Origin of the sequence: Actinomadura sp. NPDC049382 (genome assembly GCF_040677125.1) — a bacterium.
In the GTDB taxonomy this organism is placed as follows: domain Bacteria; phylum Actinomycetota; class Actinomycetes; order Streptosporangiales; family Streptosporangiaceae; genus Spirillospora; species Spirillospora geliboluensis.
On the sequence record NZ_JBFARO010000052.1, the window covers coordinates 12,522 to 28,665 of the forward strand.

Annotated in this window: 9 protein-coding genes; 4 read left to right on the forward strand and 5 right to left on the reverse strand. The window is 71.2% G+C overall.

The window, feature by feature from the left end:
- Positions 1-198 precede the first annotated feature (198 nt).
- The 3 genes from AB0K34_RS26630 to AB0K34_RS26640 all read left to right on the forward strand — a co-directional run bounded on the left by AB0K34_RS26630 (position 199) and on the right by AB0K34_RS26640 (position 2,558).
- Positions 199-735 (forward strand): DUF892 family protein, encoded by a 537-nt coding sequence (locus AB0K34_RS26630; RefSeq protein ID WP_138633134.1) that lies wholly within the window; start codon positions 199-201, stop codon positions 733-735.
- Between the two features lie 34 nt (positions 736-769).
- On the forward strand, positions 770-1,738 hold the full coding sequence (locus tag AB0K34_RS26635) for a TIGR03557 family F420-dependent LLM class oxidoreductase (RefSeq protein ID WP_364551533.1): 969 nt from the start codon (positions 770-772) through the stop codon (positions 1,736-1,738).
- Positions 1,739-2,075: 337 nt separating this feature from the next.
- Complete coding sequence (locus AB0K34_RS26640; RefSeq protein ID WP_138633128.1) at positions 2,076-2,558, forward strand: hypothetical protein; 483 nt, start codon at positions 2,076-2,078, stop codon at positions 2,556-2,558.
- 120 nt (positions 2,559-2,678) lie between these two features.
- On the opposite strand, the gene AB0K34_RS26645 is transcribed toward AB0K34_RS26640, so the two are convergent.
- Complete coding sequence (locus tag AB0K34_RS26645; protein WP_364551535.1) at positions 2,679-4,958, reverse strand: PA domain-containing protein; 2,280 nt, start codon at positions 4,956-4,958, stop codon at positions 2,679-2,681.
- Between the two features lie 129 nt (positions 4,959-5,087).
- Here AB0K34_RS26645 and AB0K34_RS26650 point away from each other — a divergent pair, with 129 nt between their 5' ends.
- Positions 5,088-6,047, forward strand: coding sequence for a helix-turn-helix domain-containing protein (locus AB0K34_RS26650; RefSeq protein WP_364551537.1), 960 nt, complete (start codon positions 5,088-5,090; stop codon positions 6,045-6,047).
- Between the two features lie 51 nt (positions 6,048-6,098).
- Here AB0K34_RS26650 and AB0K34_RS26655 read toward each other — a convergent pair whose 3' ends face one another.
- The 4 genes from AB0K34_RS26655 to AB0K34_RS26670 are packed head-to-tail and all read right to left on the reverse strand — an operon-like array spanning position 6,099 to position 15,935.
- Positions 6,099-8,216, reverse strand: a complete 2,118-nt coding sequence (locus AB0K34_RS26655; RefSeq protein ID WP_364551539.1) for a DEAD/DEAH box helicase — start codon at positions 8,214-8,216, stop codon at positions 6,099-6,101.
- Positions 8,213-9,556, reverse strand: a complete 1,344-nt coding sequence (gene brxD / locus AB0K34_RS26660; protein ID WP_364551541.1) for a BREX system ATP-binding protein BrxD — start codon at positions 9,554-9,556, stop codon at positions 8,213-8,215. The genes AB0K34_RS26655 and brxD overlap by 4 nt, the downstream gene beginning before the upstream one ends.
- A complete protein-coding gene (gene pglZ, locus AB0K34_RS26665) occupies positions 9,556-12,279 on the reverse strand; it encodes a BREX-2 system phosphatase PglZ (RefSeq protein ID WP_364551543.1) in 2,724 nt (907 codons plus the stop codon). Before pglZ ends, brxD begins: the two co-directional genes overlap by 1 nt.
- Entirely contained in the window at positions 12,276-15,935 is a 3,660-nt protein-coding gene (locus tag AB0K34_RS26670; RefSeq protein ID WP_364551545.1) for a phage resistance protein, read from the reverse strand. The genes pglZ and AB0K34_RS26670 overlap by 4 nt, the downstream gene beginning before the upstream one ends.
- Between the last annotated feature and the right edge of the window lie 209 nt (positions 15,936-16,144).

Here is a 16,144-nt window from a genome sequence, read left to right on the forward strand (position 1 = left end):
ATCTCAAGGTGGATACCGGATGTCCCTTCCTCGCCACAGGTCGCAGCGAGGTAGCTCTACGTATAGCACGTGTGACGGTCCGTGGCCAACCATGCCGTGTCCAGCGGCTTCCGCGCGTCGTTTCGCGTGGCGGCGCATGAGGCCGCCCCGCTGGGTAGGACGGGCTACGCCCGCATGTGATCAGGAGGAGGACGGGGAATGGCCGACAGCAGCTTCAGCATCGACGTCGCGGCGATCCGGGACCGCGCCCGGCAGAAGATGGCGGACGGGCCGGTGACGGCCGGCTACGGAAGGAGCCCGGAGGAGGTCATCGGGGTCCTCAACGACGTCCTCGCCACCGAGATCGTGTGCTGGATGCGCTACGCGCAGCACGCGATCAGCGCGACCGGGATCGACCGGGCGCAGGTCGCCGCGGAGTTCCAGGAGCACGCCGAGGAGGAGCGCGACCACGCGATGCGCGCCGCGGAGCGCATCAGCCAGCTCGGCGGCGACCCCGACTTCGACCCGGAGACCCTCGCCCGGCGCTCCCACACCACTTACACGACGTTCAACGACGGCGACCTGCGCGGCATGCTGCAGGAGAACCTCGTCGCCGAGCGGATCGTCATCGAGTCCTACCAGGAGATCATCCGCTGGCTCGGGGACGGCGACGTCACGACGCGGCGCATCATGGAGCACATCCTCGCCGAGGAGGAGGAGCACGCCGACGACCTGATGGACCTGCTGGGCAACTGAGGGTTCACCCGGTGCACGCGGGTATGCGAGCCGCATGGACTTCGGATACTCGCTGCTCTGCGAGCAGACACCGCCCAAGCAGCTCATCAGCGACGGCGTGGAGGCCGAGGAGGCCGGCTTCGACTACGTCACCATCTCCGATCACTACTTCCCGTGGCTGGAGGACCAGGGGCACTCGGCCTACGCGTGGTCGGTGCTCGGCGCGCTCGCCCACGCCACCCACCGGGTGCCGCTGATCACGCTGGTGACGTGCCCGACGATGCGCTACCACCCGGCCGTGGTGGCGCAGAAGGCCGCGACGATGGGCGTGCTGTCGGACGGCCGGTTCATCCTCGGCCTCGGCGCGGGGGAGAACCTGAACGAGCACGTCGTCGGGCGGGACTGGCCGCCGGTGGACGTCCGGCACGCCATGTTCGGCGAGGCCGTCGACATCATCCGGCGGCTGTTCGGCGGCGGCTACGTCAACTACCGGGGCGAGCACTACCGGGTGGACTCGGCGAAGCTCTACGACCTGCCGGACCGTCCCGTCCCGATCGGGATGGCGGCGTTCGGCCCGCAGGCCGGGCGGCTCGCCGCCGAGCACGCGGACATCCTGATGTCCGACCAGCCCGTCGGCGACGTCGTCCGGCTCTTCGGCGAGCAGGGCGGCGCCGGCAAGCCGGTCTACGGCATGATCCCGGTCGCGTTCGGCGAGGACCGCGACGAGTGCGAGCGGCGCGCCCACCGGATCTGGCGGTTCTCGGCGCCGGCCTGGAAGGTGATGTCGGAGCTGCCCGGCCCGGTGAACTTCGAGGCGGCGACGAAGACCGTGCGGCCGGAGGACGTCGTGGCGTCGGTCCCGTGCGGTGGCGACGTCGGCGACTACGTCCAGGCCGTCCAGCAGTGGGCCGACGCGGGCTTCACCCACATCTCGTTCTGCCAGTCCGGCGCGGACCGCCAGAAGGACTTCCGCACGTGGGCGGAGGCGGACCTGCTGCCCGTCCTCCGCGAGCGCTTCGGCTGACGCGCGGCGGCCGATCGCGCGTTTCCGCGGAGCCGGGTCGGGGGCGCTAACGGACGTTCATTACGCCGAGTTGCGGACGCCCTAAGAAAGAGGAGCAGAAGATCTCCGTCCGATCATTGACCGGCCGGGGAATTTTACTTATCTTCTGCATAGAACGCGTTCTACTTGGAGCCGCCGGTGCCCGCGCGAGGAAGCGCGACGGCGCCCGGCTCCCGGCCCCCGGTTCGGCGCCGCCACGCCCCTTGGCCAGGGCGGGGCGGACGCGCGAGGCGGCGGGCCTCCCACCCCGTATCTCCGGGTGCAGGCGCGACGCCCACCGTTCGAAATGAGGACTCCCTTGTCCCGCATCACGAAGCCGGCCGCGATCGCCTCGATCACGGCCGCGGCCGCCGTCGCCGTCGCCATGACCGCCACCCCCGCGCTGGCCTGGACGGCCGGCGACTTCACGGCCACCCTCAACGGGAACATGACCATCAACGCAGGGGTCTCCGCCACCTGCACCAGCTCGACCCTGTCCGGCACGATCGCCTCCGACGGCACGCTGTCGATCACCTCGGCCTCCGTGGGCGGCTGCGGCGTCACGGTCACGCCGCAGAACCTGCCCTGGAGCGGCAAGCTCGACGGCGGCGTCGCGACCATCAACGGGTTCGCGATGAGCGCCATCGGCTGCACCTACGGCGGCAACCTGTCCGGCACCTTCACCGGCTCCGACCTGCCGGTGACCGCCACGTTCGCGAACCAGACCGTCCGCAAGACCAGCGGCTGGCTCTGCCCCGACCCCGCGACCGTGTCGGCCAAGTACGACTTCGCCGCCTCCTGACCCGGTGGTGCGCGGCCGGCCCGACGTCACCGGCCGCGCACCTCACCGCACCGCACCGCACCGCCCCGCACTGCGGCCCCGGCGCCTCGCCGGGGCCGCGGTGCGGGGACGCGTCCGCCGTCAGTGCAGCTCGTAGGCGCGGATGACCTCCTGGGTCACCGCGCTTCCCCGCGCGTCCTCGGCGGTGACCCGGAGGGAGACCGCTCCCTTGCCGCGCAGCCGCGCGGAACCGTCCCGCACCGGGACGTCCGTCCACGTCGCACCGTCGTCGAAGGACGCCCGCAGTGACAGGCGCTTGAGGCGCGCGGTGGAGCCGTCCTGGTGGCGGACGGCCAGCCGCAGCGTTCTAGAACGTGTTCTGTTACGGACATCAAGAGAGGCGTCGTATTCCACCTGGAGAAGCGGCAGGACGGTGACGTCCGAGGTGCGCGCGGAACGGAACGTCCAGGACGTCGCGGTACGCGTGGACAGCGCGGCCCATGGGGCGTTGTTGGCGAAGTCGTATTCCACGCGGTATTCGGCGTCGTCCGGCGTCGTCGTCAGCGTACCGTTCGCGCGGTACGCAGTCTGGGCGATGAGTTCGCCGTTCCGGTATACGCGGAAATCGGTGGTGAATCCGTTCGCGAATGAACTGGAATAGGCGTCGGAGAAGTTGCGCGCGGCGTCCACCATCCCCACGTGCAGGCCGATCTGGTCGCCGGCGCGGACGATCGGGTCCAGCGCGTTGACCCCGCCGGTGAGCGGGGCCCTGCCCCAGGAGTGCGCGTCGCGGTCGCGCGGCTCGTACGACGACCATTTCGTCTCGCCGAGCACGAGGTGCGGCGTTTCCGGGCCGGGGAAGGCGTTGTTGTACGGCTGCTCCGGTGTGATCGCCATCGCCGACCACTGGGTCTGCGGATCGGCCGAGACGTACTCCGTGCGCGTCCTGGGCGTGCCCGTTACCGGGTTGCTGTAGGCGATCGCGAACTCTTCCCAGGGGCGCTTGCCGTAGCGCGCGAAGGTCATGGAGCCGCCGCCGTGGTAGGCGCCGTCGACGCGCGCGAGGTCCCGCGTGCGGACGACATGGCCGAGGTCCCGGGGAATCTGCCCGGTCTCCGGGAGAACCAGGTCGTACTGGTACGGGCTGTTCGCGACGCCCTTGGCGGTCACAGTGGCGTGCTTCTGGCGCAGCAGGGCCAGCCCCTCTTCCCGAGACAGCCGGACCGTCGGGACCCGCAACTGGACCCCGTAGCCGCCGGGATCGTCGTTCACCCCGGGCACGTCGTTGTAGACGGCGACCATCCGGGCGCCCGCCTTGGCGGCCCTGTTGGCCTGCTCGGCGACGGGCACGCCGTCCTTGCGCTCGACGAGGGCGAGGGCGCCGCGCAGACCGGCGCCGGAGGCGTCCCCGTCCGCGACCCGCATGCTGACCGTGCCGTCCAGGCGGGGGAACTGGTCGGAGGTGTCGCTGAAGTAGCCGGCGGGGTAGTACGAGGGGTGCAGGGAGCGGCCCCGCGCCCGCATGGTGACGTCCGGCGCCTCCAGCCGCCACCGCGTGTAGACCTCGAACGTGCCGGTGCGGACCTTCCGGGTCGGCTGCAGGAACACCCGCTGCTCCAGCGTCGCGCCGGCGTTCATGTAGACGCCCTCGTCCACCGCCGAGCCGTTCGCGGGGCCGCGGGTCCACATCAGGTGGCTGATCGCTCCGAGGTTCGGGGCGGTCGCGTGGTCGGGCGTCCGGACCGTCACCTCCTCGGCCTTGCGCGCGTCGAGGACGATCTCGGTGTCCCCGGTGATCTCGATCTCCGGGTCCCCGACGAGGCTGTAGTTGAGCGGCTTCCCGGTGCCGGTGGCGGGCGCCCATGACGGCATCGTCTTGACGACGCCCATCACGGAGTACGTCCCCGGCCGCAGCCGTATGCAGTTCGAGTCGTTCCAGCGCTCGTCGGTGCACGGGGCGTCGGCGGAACCGGGCAGCGGCCGGTGCGCGTTGCCGAGCGCCGCGTCCTTGACGTTCACGAAGCCGACCGTGCCGGGCCCCGGCCGCCCGTCCCGCGCGATGCTCCGCACCCGCACGGTGACCAGGTCCTCCGCCGGCGCCGCCGGCGCCGCGGGGGCGGAGGCGCGGCGCTCGTGCAGCGCCGTCACGTTGTACCGCTCCGGATCGTCGGTGAGCCGGTCGTCCGGGACGACGTACAGGTCCCCGCCGCTGTGCCGGACCGAGAACGCGGGGGCGCGTCCCGGTGCGGGCGCCACCGTCGCGGCGCCGCCCGCGACGCGCACCGCGTCGCCGGTGGGCAGCGTGACGTCATAGGCTCCGGCGTCGGCGCGCAGCGCGGCCGGCGGCCCGGTCTCCGCCGCCGCGGGCGCCGCGAGCCCGAGGGCGCCGAGCGCCAGGGCCGCCGCGGTCTTCAGCCACATGGCCATCCCTCCCCAAGAAGTGGATCTTGATTGTCGGGCCGCCGCCCGGCGGCGATCCAGGGACGGCCGTGGCGGCTTCCGCCATGGCGGGAACCCGCCAAACGGCCAGGGAACCCCTACATTTAGGACGTGTCCGATTCGCCGCTGCTGGAGGGGCTCGGCGTGGCCGCCGCCGAGGAGTCGGCCTACCGCGCCCTGCTGCGGGAGGGACCGTCCACCCTCGCCGACCTCGCCGCGCGGCACGGCACGTCGGTCGCCGCCCTGCGCCGCCTCCTGCCCCGCCTGGAGGAGCTCGGCCTCGTGACCCGGCTCGCCGGACGCCCGCTGCGCCTCCTCGCCACCCCGCCGCACGTCGCGGTCGAGGCCCTCGTCGCGAGCCGCCAGGAGGAGATCGCGCGCAGCCGCGCCGCGATCGGCCCCCTGCTGGCCGAGGCCGCCCCGCACCCCGAGGAGCTCGTCGAGGTCGTCAGCGGGCGCACCGCCGTGGCCCGCCGCTACCTGCAGCTCCTGCGCGGCGCCCGGGAGGAGCTGCGCGTCCTCGTCCAGCCGCCGTTCGCCACGGACGCCGCGCTCTCCGGCGCCGAGCAGGAGCGCACGATGCGCCGCGGCATCCGGGTGCGCGGCATCTACGGCGCCGAGGCGCTCGACCAGCCGCACGCCCTGGAGGAGATCCGCCGCGCCGCCGCGTCCGGCGAGGAGGCCCGGCTCGGCGCCGTCCCCATCAAGCTCGCCATCGCCGACGGCCGCACCGCGATGCTCCCGCTGACCTCCGAGCACGCGAGCAGCGTCGACAGCTCCCTCGTCGTCCACCCCTCGGCCCTGCTGGACGCGCTCGTCTCCCTCTTCGAGGCCCTGTGGCGCACCGGCCTCCCGCTCCCCGGCGGCGACGCCCCGGACGACGCCGTCCTCACCCTCCTCGCCGCGGGCCTCACCGACGAGGCCATCGCCCGCCGCCTCTCCATCAGCACCCGCACCGTCCAGCGCCGCGTCCGCGAACTCTGCGACCGCCTCGGCGCCCGCACCCGCTTCCAAGCCGGCGCCCTCTCCACCCGCCACCTGGACACCCCCCCGGGCCCCGGCGACCCGTGACAGTCACCGCCTGTGGCACCGCTCCCGACGCGCACCGCCTGCGACAGCGCATTACATGTTGAAACGGCAGGGTTCGCTCAACACGATCTCGGCCCCCCGGAGATCGGCCAACCTTGCCGAGAGAGTGGCTTCAGCGAGTCGCCGGGGGAGTGCCTCGTTGAATTTGAGGCCGTGCAGGGCCCTGGCGTCCGGTGACGGGAGGCACAGATGCGCACGCCCTTCACTGCATACCTCTTTCCACCTGGCGGTGGTGACGTTGGTGCGCAGCCTGATGTAGAAATCCTCGACACGCTGCTCCGGGTCGGTGACCTCGCTCAGCGTCGTTTTCAAAGTCGCGTTCGTCCGGTGCCCCGCCCAGGTCCACCAGCGCACATCCTCTCCCGACCGTGTGATGACCGTCCCCCCGGGATGGACGGTCTCGATCGCCGAATCCCGGATCGCGGCGAGCAGGTGCTCGGCGCGCCGCGTGAGGCGGACCGGTGGGGTGGTGTGGAGGAGCACGGCTCGGATGGCGCGCGACAAGGCGTATGAGGCGCCATCCACGGCGGGAGCCGTCCACCGTGCCTTGCCCCCCGCGTCGGCGGGTTCGACGAAGCAGCGGTGGCGCCGCCAGTCGATCCAGGTGACGCGCCAGCTCCGTCCGGCCAGCAGGAGGAGGCGGGGCCCGTCGACGCGCTCGGTGAGCAGCGCGGGATCCGTGCGGCCGATCTCGTCGCGGCCGGCGAACACCGTGAACTCCGGCATCGCGGTGAACGCGCTGGTCAGTTCCATGAAGTGGCGGTGGCCGAACGTCTTTTCCGCTTCGGGGCCGATGAACAGCATGCCGCCGTCAGATTCAAGGAAGCCCTGCTCGGCCAGGTGCCGCACGATCGGGCCCGCACCCTCACCCATCGGACCGAGCCAGTCACCCCACATCTGCGAGCCGACCTGGTGCTCCTGAAGGCAGAGGGCGAGTACTTGCTGAGCAAGGATGTGCCGTGGCTCCGGCGGGGGAACGACAGGCTCCACCCAACCGTGGCTCCACAGGAGGAGCACACCGGCTGCCTGCAGGAATCCAGGTTCGTTGAGGGCCAGGAAAAGGCAGTTGCGCACCGTACCCGCGCGCCGCCCGGCTCTGCCGAACCGCTGGAGGAATGAGGCGACCGATCGAGGCGCGTTGATCTGTATGACTCGGTCGAGGTCGCCGACGTCTATGCCCAGTTCCAGGGTGCTCGTGGACACGATCACGCAGTCGCGGGACTCGGCGAATGCCTGTTCGGCGCGCTGCCGCTCGTCCCTGGAGAGGGACGCGTGCGAGAGGAAGGTGGTGACACCGCGAGCGCGAAGGTCGGCGCCGAGTTCCTCGACCAGCCGTTTGGAATCGCAGAAGACAAGGCGCTTCTCACCGGGATGCAGGGCGGCGATGACCTTGGCGGCGTTGGAGACGGAACCGACGTGGTCGAGTTGGACGTCACCGGGAGGCGTGGCCGGTGGTGCGGTCCTCAGAACGGGGTAGGCCGTCGACACGCCCGAGATGTGGACTCCTGGGGCGATGACCCGGCCGGAGGCCGTGGAGGAGCCTTGGAACCAGCGCAGCAGCGCGTCGGGATTGCCCACCGTGGCCGAGAGCCCGACGCGCTGGAATGGACGTTCGGTGAGGCGTCCCAGCCGCTCCAGGATGGCCAGCAGGTGCCAGCCGCGGTCGTCGCCGGCGAACGCATGCACCTCGTCCACCACGACGGCCCGCAACCCCGAGAACCACCGGCGGTGATCGACCTTCGCGCTCACCAGCATCGATTCGAGCGACTCCGGAGTGGTGAGCAGCAGTTCGGGTGGTTCGCGCAGCAGGCGGGCCCGCGCTCCGCTCGTGACGTCGCCGTGCCATACGGCGGCTCGCATCCCGAGCCAGCCCGTGTAGGTCTCCAACCGCGGCCGGAGATTGTTGAGGAGGGCTTTGAGGGGCGCCAGATACAGCAGCGACGGCGCACCCCAGGACTCAGCGGCCATGCGGGTGAGCAGCGGGAAAAGGGACGCCTCCGTCTTGCCGCCTGCGGTCGGGGCGAGGAGGAGTGCGTCCTCACCGGCAAGGAGCGGCCCGACCGCCTCACGCTGAAGCGGGCGTAGTGCCGCCCACCCGAGGCTGTTGGCGATGTGGTGCGCGAGCGAGGGGTGAAGGGCACCGAGGCTCATGGCAGGTCGAGTTCGACTTCGTCGGCGTCCGCGGCGCGTTGCCGCCACGCGTTGCGTTCCACATCCGACAGCTCCGCGGAGGACAGCGTGAGCGAGTAGTGGCTGCGGGGGTCGAAATCTTCGAACTGATCCACCCGGTCGAGGACCTGCTCGACGAGCTTTCGCAGGAAGATGCGCGGCGCGATGCCGGCCTGCCCGCCCAGCTCCCCCGTCACGGCCTTAGCCAGATCGCCGATGTAGGCGTCGTCGGCCACCGACGCGACGCGCGGGCTCGCGTCCATCGCGTAAAGATCACGGATGCGCGTGCCGAGCAGGACGAGCTTGTCCAGGTCGAATCCCGTGAGCCGGATCTGCACCGCACGCGGATTGTCGAAGCGCGGGTCTCCGAAGTCGGTGGCGAGCCGCTGGGCGAGGGGCGGGAGCCGCTGGACGCCCTGATGCCCGTCGTAGAACGCCGGAGTGCCGGTGATCATGAGGTAGAGCCCGGGGAAGCGGCCGCCGTCCATCTCGTCGAGCAGCTGCCGGAGCGCGTTGAGGCCCTTCTCGCGGACGTCGCTGCGTACCCGCTGTAGCGTCTCGATCTCGTCGAGCACCAGGAGAAGTCCGGGATGACCGGAGTCGCGCAGGACGGTCAGCAGCCCTTGCAGGAACCCGAGCGCGCCGAAATGATCGAGATCGCCCTTGACGCCGGCGGCCCGTTTGGCCGCGGCGGAGACGTTGGGCTGTCCGCCGATCCATGCGATCAGCCCTTCGGCGGTACCGGTATCTCCTGCGAGCGTGGCCCTCCGGTAGGCGCGCAGTGCCGCCGCGAAGGCAGGTGTGGTGCGGGCAACGGACGCGAGCCGCCGTTCGAGGAGTTCGTCCACGCCTTTCTGGAGTTCGACGGCGTCAGGCATCCCGTCCGGGTCGGAGGCCACAGTGCCCCCTGCGAGGACGTCCTCCTCAAGTGCGTAGAACCAGCCGTCGATGACGTCGCGCAGGGCACTGGGGCGGTGTGAGGACGTGGCGAGCCGTTCCACCAGCCGCCGGTACACGGTCTCCAGCCGGTGCAGGGGCGTCTCGGTCTCCGACACCTGGATCTCGGCGACGGCGAACCCGCGCCGTTTGGCGCGTTCGGCGAGCCACCGGGCGAAGAACGTCTTCCCGGACCCGTACTCGCCGCGTACCGCCTTGAAGACCGACCCTGTAGCGGCGACGGAGGCGAGTTCCTCGTCGAGCGCGTTCTCGAACCGCTCCAGCCCGACGGCGAACAGGTCCAGCCCAGAGTGCGGAACCGTGCCGCGCCGCAGCGCGGCGATCACCTCGCGGCGCCGCGCCGTGCTCACCCCGGCGACGGCCATCAATCCTCCAGGAACTGCAGGGACAGCAGCCGGACGTCCAGCTCCACCATGCGTCCCCCGTCGGTCTCGCCGATCACCGGGTAGCCGTCGACGTTGAGGAGGCGCCCGACCGCGGACAGGTAGCCGGCCATCCGGAACGCCGGTTGCCCGACGAGCGCGGCGGCCGCACCCGTCGGCAGCTTGCCGCCGGCCTCGGCGAGCCCGTCGATGAGGGCGGCGACCTCCTCGTCCGGCGGTGCCTTCCGGACGAACTGGCGCTGTGCGGCGAACAGCGCGGAAGCGACGACCTGTGCACCGAGACCGGCCGCGGCCGCGGCAGCCTCGGTGACACTGAACAACGCGCCCTCGTCCTGGTCGGGCCTCCTGCTCGAGCGGGGCGTGGCCGCGGGCGGAGGCGCGGGTGCGGGCAGCGGGTTCCACCAGGCAGGTTCGTGCAGTGAAGCCGTCTCGTACTCGAACCAGCCCTTCGGGGCGGACACGCCCGAGGGGACGAACACCAGCACCGGGATCACCATCTCGGCTGGGGACGCGCCGCCATGGTAACCGGCGCGCCGGGTGAGATAGCGGATCCGTTCGTCCCAGGGCACGGTCACCTCGCCGCCGGTGGTGAGCACCCTCCGCCCGCGGATCGCGATCTCGCCGTCTCCCGGCGGGCCGGTGCGGTGACGAGCGGACTCGGCGGTCAAGGGTTGGACGCCGTCACCGTGTTCGAGCACGTGGCCGTGGTCGGAGATGAGCACGATCGGCCGCCGCGCCGCCGCGGCCTCCGCGAGCAACTGGGGAAGGTAGTCGATCTGGTCGACGCGCCAGGCCCCCGCGTTCACCCGGAAATTGTCGGAAAGGGCCTCGTCGATGCTGTTCAGGACGACTCCGACGACGGTTCCGCTCCGTCCGATGGCTGCTCGTACGTCGTCCGACAACTGGGCGCCCGGCCCGGTGCCCAGACCTGCCTTGTGGAACAGTTCGGCGCCCCTGCCGCGCCACAGCGCAGTGAAGCCGCGCCGCTCCCGGGACTGCCCGCCGGACGTGAGGTCACCGCACAGCAGGCTGGCTCGCGAGAACACGGTCGTGGACGGGATGGCGGCCAAGGCCCCCTCACGGCCTTCGGGTTCCCGCCCGACCTCGCGCCATGTGCGGGTCGCGTTGATCTCCTCGGCGAGCGCGGACGCGTTCGCGGCGCTCATGCCGTCGATCACGATGATCAAAGGCGCGGCACGGTCGGCGACCGGACGCGCGATCTCGCCCAGGAGGGTTTCGGCGAGCAGGAGGCGATCGGGGTCGGCGGACGCGGCGCTCCAGGCGGCCAGCCGTTCCGCGAAGGCCCGGTCCAGTTCCGCCCTGCGGTGCCGGACCGCGCGGAACACCTCGGCATAGGCGGCCTCAGCTCGCGGGACACGGGCGGTGCCGGCGTTGAACAGCACCGCCGCGGCCCGGTCCACCCATCCCCACGAGCGAACCTGCCGGGTGACCCCCTCGGCGACCGTGGTCGGCGGGACTTCGGGGCTCGCGAGCCAGCGGACGAGCCGGACGGCGCAGTGGGCCGCCTCCACCTCCGCGGCTCGGCCGCCGGGCCGGCGGTGCTCGCTCAGCACCTCCAAGACGGACTCGACCTCGGCGAGGTCGGTGTGGCGCGGTGCCGGAAGGACGGCCGCGATCGTGTCGGCGAGCGTGAGGAGCCGGGCGTCCAGGCCCGCGTCCAGGACCTTGCTCGTGCCAGCCAGGTCACCCGCGCGCAACTCGGCGAGGATCTGCTCGGCGCGCGAGCACGCCAGGCCGGCCTCGGTGGCGTGGCCGGTGTCGTTCCACCGCAGCACGAGCGACTCGGCGGCCTCGGCGAATGCCCGCAAGGAGGACTCGTCCGGTGCCGTCCCCCCGAAGAAGCGCTCCTCGGCCCGGATGCGCGCCTCCTCGACGCTCCTCCCGCGCCGTGCCGCGTACAGCTCCGACGCCGCGATGCCGAAGGGGACGGAGTCCCGTACCTGGCCGCCCGACAGGAGCCGGAACACCACCCGGGCGACCGGACCGACCGACGTTTCGAGCCAGCTCGCCAGCCCGCCGCGCTCCTCGGCGGTCAGGTCCGCGAACCTGCCGACCCGGAGATCGTCGCGACTCCACTCCAGGAGCGCCGACGCGTCGAGCCGCTCGTCCTCGCCCTTGCCGAAGCGGGCCGCGGCCAGCCGCCGCAGGACCGTCTCCAGCTGGAGGACCGGCGTGTTGACGTGTTTCCATCCGGATCCCGGCTGCGCGTCGATCAGCGCTTCGGCGATCCAGCGATACCCCTGGGAGCTGAGCCGCGGGTCGAGACGCCGCGCGCCGAACGCCTCGGCCACCAGGTCCCATCGGTTGATCGTGCGGACTTCGTTGCCGAGTGCCTGCGCCAGTACGGAGTCGCCCAGTTCCTCCTCCGTCCACGGAGTGAGGACGACCAGGTACGCGTCCTCGTCCCGGGGTTCTTCCAGCGCCTCAAGGACGGACAGGACGGTCGGGCAGACCCGGACGATCGCCGTGACCTTCGTGTCACCGTCGATCGCCACGGTCAAGGTCCGGGACGGGTGACGCCATTCGGGTGCGGCACGCAGCAGCAGCACGCGCTCAAGCCCGGTGGAGGGCCCGAACTTGTCACGGTGCGCGGCGGCTTTGCGAAGCGCGTGCCGGAACGCGCCCTCGACGACGTTCGGGTTCGCCTCGGGCACGGTGCTGCGCGCGACGGTCTGCTCGGTCATGCGTCCACGATCCGCCACGTGATCTCGTAGGTGGCGTCGGGGTTCGCGGCGGCGTCTCCGCACATCTCCCCGGCGACCTGCGCGACCTCGCTCGCGGGCACGCGCATGGTCTTCGCCCCGGCCGGTGGAGGCGGAGGCGGAGGCGGAGGCGGCGGATCCGGGTCCGGGTCAGGGTCCGGGTCGACGATGAGGTCGACGGCGAGGCTCTCGATCTCGCGGAGCCGGTCCTTGAGTGGGACGGTGTACTCGTCGTGGCGGGCCGCGTTCCGGAGGCGCTCCAGCAGCGCGGCCGCGCGCTCCTGCTTCGGCCCGGTTCTCGCAGCCAGGGCGGGGAGCTGGTCGAGGATGCGCCACTGGAGCCCGGGAAGTGTGCCGACGAGGTCTCGCGCGCTCGTCAGGACGGCGCGGTAGACCTCGCCGTCCGCGCTGAGGTCGGCCGCGGCGAGCTTCTTGAGCAGCTTCGTCGGGTCGGACTCCGCCGCGAGCTGGTCGAGCAGCCGGGTGGCCGCCTTCGTCGTCGCGAATCGGGGTGAGTCGTCGTCCAGCCCGAGCGTGGCACGATTCCTGGTGACGATCGTGACGAGGGACTCGCAGGCGTCCAGCAGGTCGCCGGCCTGCCTGCGGACGGCCTGCGCGATGGACTGGACGGCCCGCGCCGTGTTCACCGGCTGCCGCGCCACGTTGAAGATCGCCTCGGCCCGTTCCCCGGCCCGCCGGAACTCCTCCTCGCTCGGCAGTTCCTGGCGCCGCAGCACCATGTCGGACTGGATCTCGCCGGGTTCCCGCGGGGGGATCTGCTGGTCGCCCCGGAACCAGGAGCGATTGTCCTGGAGCGCGTAGCAGGCGATGATCAGGTCGACGATGAGCGGCGGAAGGCCCGGCTGCTCGTCCAGGATCCAGCCGCGCACGTCCCGGACTCTGACCTCGTGCACGGGACGGCCGCTCTGCGCCGCCTTCCGCCCGAGCAGCATCTTCCAGTCGTCGCGGAGGACGAAGACCTCGCTGACCGTGGCGATCTGCGCCGGGTGGGCGATGCGCTTGAGCACGGGCAGGTTGGTCCGCGGGACCTCCAGCCGCCCGACGCGGTTCTGTACCGCCTCCTCCACGGTCCGCAGCACGGTAGTGATCTCGCTTCGGCGGATCACCTGCCGACGTCCCGTGGGGTCAAAGTCGGGGTGCTTCGGGTAGGCGTGGTCGAGAAGCTGGCCGCAGATGCGCTGGAGGGCGTCGCCGAAGGCGACGCCGGCCGGGGTCCGCAGCTCAAGGCGGGAGTCGAGGGCGATGACGGGGTCTTCGGAGCGGGCGCCGAGGTCGGCCTCCTCGGGGCTGGCGAGGCCGTAGGCGCGCCGGAGCGCGGCCAGCAGCTTGTCGCGCAGAGCGGCCTGCCGGTTCCGCAACTGGGTCCGGGCGTGCTCGCGGTCGTTCGCGGTCAGCGTGGCGGTCAGCTCGTCCAGCCGGTCGGTGCGTTCCAGCAGGTAGTTGATCCGGATCAGGTCGCCCAGCTCCATCAGCCGCGCACGCGAGAGGAAGGACGGCACCCACGCCAGCGTCAGGGGCGGATCGGGCTTCTCCTGGAGCTCCCGCAGGCGCCGCCGGTCCTCGGCGGGCCCCTTGTCGCCCTCGTCGAACGGGTAGTCGACGATGACACGCAGTGCGTCGGGCATCTCCGGCTCGAACTGTGCGTCGGGAAGGCGCTCGCGGTCCCGGACGTTGCCGAAGACCAGTTCGACGATCCGTTCCGTGCCCTTCCAGATGATCGGCCGGGTGGTGACGAACTCGCCCTTGTCCTGCGCCTCGAACTCCTTCCAGAGCATCGCCTTGACGAGCCGCCGCTTCGCCGCGTCGTCGTCGACGTTGGCGACCTGCCGCAGGATGCCCGCCGTGTCCACCCGGATCAGCGAAACCTCGACCATCGGGTCGTCGCCGCCCGAGACCTGGAACTCGCCGAACTCCCCGGCCAGGTCCCGCAGCGTCTTCGCGACCATGACCCGGTCCTGGCCGGGGAGCATCGTCACGATCGAGCCGTGGTTGAGCGCGGCGAGCCGTCCCGCCGTGAGGGCGCGCAGCGCGGGCACGTTCGGCACCAGCGCGGCGAGGAGCAGCGTCTTGACCACCAGGTCGTCCGCCCGGAACGCGTGCCGGGACGGCAGCTTCGCGACCTGTTCCGGAGTCAGGCCGTGCTTGTCGAGCAAGTAGGGGAGCAGGCGGCCGGTGTAGAAGTTCTTGGCCTGCTCGAACTCGCCGCGCAGCTTGTCGGTGAAGGGCCGGTCGGCGCCGCGCGCGAGGACGTCGTAGATGGCGCCCATCGGCATGAGCTGGCCGACAGGGAGGACGTCCCGGTAGTCGACGAGAAGCTGCTGCATCAGCTTCAACGCGGTGCGCTGTCGCTGGAGTGCCGACGAGATGTCGACCATCGCGTGCAGGAACGCCGGGCTGAACGGGTAGGTGGCGCGGAACGCCTCCGCGTCGGAGGCGCCGCCCTGGGCGTCCAGCAGCGCGTCCCATACGTCCGACCGGGCGTTGGTGACCCGCTCGAAGGCCGTGTCGAGGGTCTTCTCGGCCTCGACGCTCTTCGGCCGGAGCAGCCGCGCCTTCACCACGGCGGGCAGGTTCCGGTCCTCCAGCTTGATCGTGTCGAACCGGCCGTCCCAGTACTTGAGCGTGTCGAACAGGCTGGCGGTGGTGGCGCCGGCGACGTCCCGGCCGACCAGGTCCCGCAGGTCCCGCTGCCGTGGGACGAAGCTGACGATCGGCGCGGGCCGGTCGTGTTCGGCCGACTCCACCAGCTTGGAGACCTTCTGCGCCTCGGTCTGCACGCGGCTGATGTCGCCGATGTAACCGGACAGCCAGAGCACCAGCTCGTCCAGCAGCAGGACGATGGCGTCGTAGCCGAGGACGTTCTTGGCGTGCCGGCTGATCTCGGAGAGACCGCGGTCGAGCTCGATGAAGGAGTCGGTTCCGCTGACCGCCTGCGCGTATCGCTTGAAGTGCGTGCGGAGGAGGTCGCCGACGAGGCGCCTGCGCTCGGGGTCGCCGGGTGGCGCGGCGAGGGCGGAGTCGAGGGTGGCGCTCGTCCAGCCGACCGCGTCCCACTCCTGTTCTTCCTCGGTGCCGGCGGACATCCCGTCGATGAACGCCTTGTCGCCGAGGGCCTGCCGCAGTTCCCGGGTGTCGGCGAGGATGCCCTCGTCCCGGTAGACGGCGGGCAGCGGCGCGTCGGGATGCGTCTCCCGCACGTGCCGGACGTATCCGCCGAGGACCGCCGACTCCAGCGATACGGCCTCGATCATGTGGAAGGGGACGAGGAGGAACTTGCGTCCCTTCAGCCAGTCCCGGTGCCCACTGACGACGTCCTTGAGCCCCTCTTTCTGGAGCGCCTCGGACTCACCGCGCAGGATGGCGTGCAGCACCGCCATGAAGTGGCTCTTACCGGAGCCGAACGACCCGTCCAGGTACACGGCCCGGGACTGCCGTCCCTCCACCGTTGACTGGATGATCCCGAGTGCCTCGTCGAAGCACCCCTTCAGCTGGTCGGTGACCACGTAGTCCCGGACGGTCGAGTCGGCCTCGACGCCCTTGGACAGCATCAGGACGAAGTCCCCGGCGAGGACCCGCTCGGGAATGTCGATCAGGTCACGTAGCAGCTGAACCGCCATCGCCCTCCACCACGCTCCGTTCCACGATGCTCCGGGTACGCACCACCCGTTGTAGCAGTGGCTAAGGGTATAAGAGCCCGGAAGGCCCTGGCGCTGCTGCGATGCGGAGGCTCTCAACCAAACCGTGAGGTTGACTTCACCTCCTTCTCGCTTGCCATGTCACCACGTAGAGTTAACATGCGTCTGTGCGGGTTTTTCGCACAGATCGG